The organism is Pseudomonas vranovensis DSM 16006, from assembly GCF_000425805.1.
Taxonomy (GTDB): Bacteria; Pseudomonadota; Gammaproteobacteria; order Pseudomonadales; family Pseudomonadaceae; genus Aquipseudomonas; species Aquipseudomonas vranovensis.
Genome location: NZ_AUED01000037.1, coordinates 1 through 3,192 on the forward strand (window position 1 = coordinate 1; position 3,192 = coordinate 3,192).

4 protein-coding genes and 3 tRNA genes are annotated in these 3,192 nt (G+C 54.8%); all 7 read right to left on the bottom strand.

Annotated features, from left to right (window positions below):
• Window positions 1-314: GTP-binding protein (locus tag H621_RS27795; RefSeq protein WP_245219103.1), on the bottom strand; the 314-nt coding region annotated here is incomplete at its 3' end.
• Between the two features lie 85 nt (window positions 315-399).
• Window positions 400-475 (bottom strand) — tRNA-Thr (locus H621_RS0119450).
• Between the two features lie 26 nt (window positions 476-501).
• A tRNA-Gly gene (locus H621_RS0119455) sits at window positions 502-575 on the bottom strand.
• Between the two features lie 23 nt (window positions 576-598).
• Window positions 599-683: transfer RNA gene (locus tag H621_RS0119460), tRNA-Tyr, on the bottom strand.
• A 144-nt stretch (window positions 684-827) separates the two neighbouring features.
• A complete protein-coding gene (locus H621_RS0119465; RefSeq protein ID WP_028944981.1) occupies window positions 828-1,256 on the bottom strand; it encodes a hypothetical protein in 429 nt (142 codons plus the stop codon).
• A gap of 7 nt (window positions 1,257-1,263) precedes the next feature.
• The gene (locus H621_RS0119470; RefSeq protein WP_028944982.1) at window positions 1,264-2,010 is read right to left on the bottom strand and encodes a pantothenate kinase; all 747 of its coding nucleotides are present in this window, start codon (window positions 2,008-2,010) and stop codon (window positions 1,264-1,266) included.
• Complete coding sequence (gene birA / locus H621_RS0119475) at window positions 2,000-2,959, bottom strand: bifunctional biotin--[acetyl-CoA-carboxylase] ligase/biotin operon repressor BirA (RefSeq protein WP_028944983.1); 960 nt, start codon at window positions 2,957-2,959, stop codon at window positions 2,000-2,002. The genes H621_RS0119470 and birA overlap by 11 nt, the downstream gene beginning before the upstream one ends.
• Window positions 2,960-3,192: the final 233 nt, after the last annotated feature.

Below are 3,192 nucleotides of genomic sequence, written 5' to 3' on the forward strand. Positions count from 1 at the left end.
ACCAGGATCGCGCCGTCCATCTGGGCAGCACCGGTGATCATGTTCTTCACGTAGTCAGCGTGACCTGGGCAGTCAACGTGAGCGTAGTGACGAATATTTGAATCGTACTCAACATGCGCAGTATTAATAGTAATACCACGCGCTTTTTCTTCCGGAGCGCTATCGATCTTGTCGAAATCGACCTTGGCCGAACCGAAAACTTCGGAGCAAACGCGAGTCAGCGCGGCAGTCAACGTTGTCTTGCCATGGTCAACGTGACCGATGGTACCAACGTTTACGTGCGGCTTGTTACGTTCGAACTTTTCCTTAGCCATCGAGATTATCCCCCGGTAGAAGCAATAAGCAGATCAAACAGACCATTAAAACAAAGGCAGATATTTTCATATCTGCCTTGTTATATGGAGCTCTTGAGCGGATTTGAACCGCTGACCTCACCCTTACCAAGGGTGTGCTCTACCAACTGAGCTACAAGAGCGTAACACTGTGCAACAACAGCAAACTTGGAGCGGGTAGCGGGAATCGAACCCGCATCATCAGCTTGGAAGGCTGAGGTTCTACCACTAAACTATACCCGCGGAGCTTGCGGCTCTCGCTAAACTGGTGGAGGGGGAAGGATTCGAACCTTCGAAGTCGTAGACGTCAGATTTACAGTCTGATCCCTTTGGCCGCTCGGGAACCCCTCCTGAACGTGGGCGGCATTTTCAACTCTTGCCGTCCTACTGTCAAGCTTTTTCTCATTAAAATCTTGAGGTTAGCTAATTTGACAGCTACTTCTCAGCTCAACCACTTAGTGGTCATCCCTGTGAAGCGGGCGCCATTCTATCAAGCTATTCGCCAGTTGCAATACCCTCGCACAACATTATTTTATGTTTTAAGTCTTTGAAATCTCGGGAAAGTGCTCCCAACAGGGCTTGGTCCAGTAATCGCTGGCTTTGCGGAGCAATCTGCAGCCACACTCCCGACTCGCCCCCGAGCCTTCCCATGACCGGCACTGCAGCTATGTCCAGCGCCACAAGACGCTGACGCAGGGCATTGAGCTGCTCCTTGCCAGCCAGCCCGCCCACGTAATAGCACTCCTGCCCACGCTCGGACGGCCGATTATCCTGTACTGACTCGCTCAATAGCCGAATCCCCTGCTGATTGCCCTTGTAGAGCGATAGCGGCGCCACCTCCTTGGCCTTCAGAGGTGCTTCCTGCTGATTCCAGACGTAATACACGCCATTGAGCACCACCAACAAAAGAAACAACCAACGCATAGTCACCTCAATCCAGCGGGCAGGCCAGCGCCAGACCAACAAACACTAGGTCAGGCACCACACGGGCATGTGGAACCGCCTCTTGCACCAGGGGTGCATCACCACCTGTCAGCAGCACGGTGAAGCCCTCCCCCCACAGCGCATGCGCATATTCAATCTGAGAACGAGCAAACCCCTGAAGCATGTGAACACACCCCCGCTCCACCGCCTCTACTGTCGAACGGCCAGGAGTCATGCTCGACAGCGCACGCTCAGCCGATGCGTCGTCATAGCGAATCCTCCGCGTATGGGTACGCAACTGGCTACGCATCAACGGCATTCCTGGACAGATGTAACCTCCCAGGTGCTCGCCGTCAGCAGCAACAAAGTCAGCCTTTGCCGCGGTCCCGAAGTCCATTACCAGACAAGCCCCTTTGGCCAGGTGATAGCCCCCCAGCAAGGCCAGCCAGCGATCCAAACCAAGACGCTGATAATCGTCATAGCCATTTCGCACACTACCCACCTCCCTGGCGGGCTGGGCAACCATGACGCTAATCCCGAAGTGCTGCGACAATAGCGCACCCAAACTTTCGGTTTCCTCTTCACTCCTGACACTCACCAAGCGACAGCGCTCTGGCGGACTGGCCAGCGCCTTGATAGCCACAACGAGAGCCTGATCGGAATCGACCACTCCTCCCGCAACGATCGTCGCAAAAGCGCTACGTACAATGCGCCACTTAATGAAGCTATTTCCGCAATCGAGCTCAAGAATCATCACGCAACCTCAAACTGAGCTCACCACCGCTAAAGCTCTTTTCCACACCATTGACCTCAAGACGCAACGCGCCCTGACCATCGATACCCAATACGATGCCGTCAACTCGATTGACCCCGGCGATCAAAGACACTGCTTGCCTCTGCCAGAGGTGGGCTTGCTCCCACTCCTGCTTGAAGACTGTAAACCCATCTTGTCGATGCCGCTCCAAATCAGATTGCAGATTCTGATTCAGCCTGGCGACCAGCAGATTGCGGTCAATATTCAAGCCAGTCTCTCGACTCATCGATGTCCACGCCTGATCAATCTCGCTGGCTGCCCGCATATTCACATTGATACCTACGCCCAGCACCACATGGCACACATCCGCAGGATCACCGACCAACTCCAGAAGAATACCGGCGATTTTCTGGTTGTTGACCAGCACATCATTCGGCCACTTCAAACCTGCATCAACAACACCGAATGTCTGCAACGTTCGCATCACCGCGAGACCCACAACCAAGCTCAACCCCTCGAGCTGCCGCATCCCCCCTTCAATGCGCAATACCAGGCTGTAATAGAGGTTCTCGGCAAAAGGGCTCACCCACTGGCGCCCGCGCCGGCCTCGCCCGGCAGTCTGCCGTTCAGCCAGCACCAGAAAGGGCGCGGCCTGCCCTTCGCCAATGGCACGTAATGCCTGGGCATTAGTCGAATCAATAGAATCGAATATCAGTGCTGGCCAGCTCTCACCCTGGGCGTACTCGGCAATCGCCGGCGCCTCCAGCAACGACAATGGCGCAGCCAACTGATAGCCGCGACCGCGAACTTTATGAATAGGCAGGTTTAACTCGGCCTCGAGGTGCTGCAACTGCTTCCAGACAGCACTGCGGCTTACGCCAAGGGCGACCCCCAGGTCCTGCCCGGAATGGAACCGGCCATCCTTGAGGAGCTTCAACAACTTCAGCATGCCAATCTCGACTCGTAATGAGGTTCGCATGATAGCTATGCAGGTGGGGATTGCATAGAAAACTGAGGGGGCGGGAGAAGAGGGATTGAAGCCGCTTTCTGCCAAGAGACACAGGACCGAGATTCTTCAGGGCTATACAAGACAAAACCCCTACCTGCGTGTGCAGATAGGGGTTTCGGAATTTAATCTTGACGATGACCTACTCTCACATGGGGAAACCCCACACTACCATC

Bases quoted from the DNA above. Each gene is read 5' to 3' on its own strand.
- H621_RS0119465 (WP_028944981.1), bottom strand. From the start codon at position 1,256: ATGCGTTGGTTGTTTCTTTTGTTGGTGGTGCTCAATGGCGTGTATTAC.
- H621_RS0119470 (WP_028944982.1), bottom strand. From the start codon at position 2,010: ATGATTCTTGAGCTCGATTGCGGAAATAGCTTCATTAAGTGGCGCATT.
- birA (WP_028944983.1), bottom strand. From the start codon at position 2,959: ATGCTGAAGTTGTTGAAGCTCCTCAAGGATGGCCGGTTCCATTCCGGG.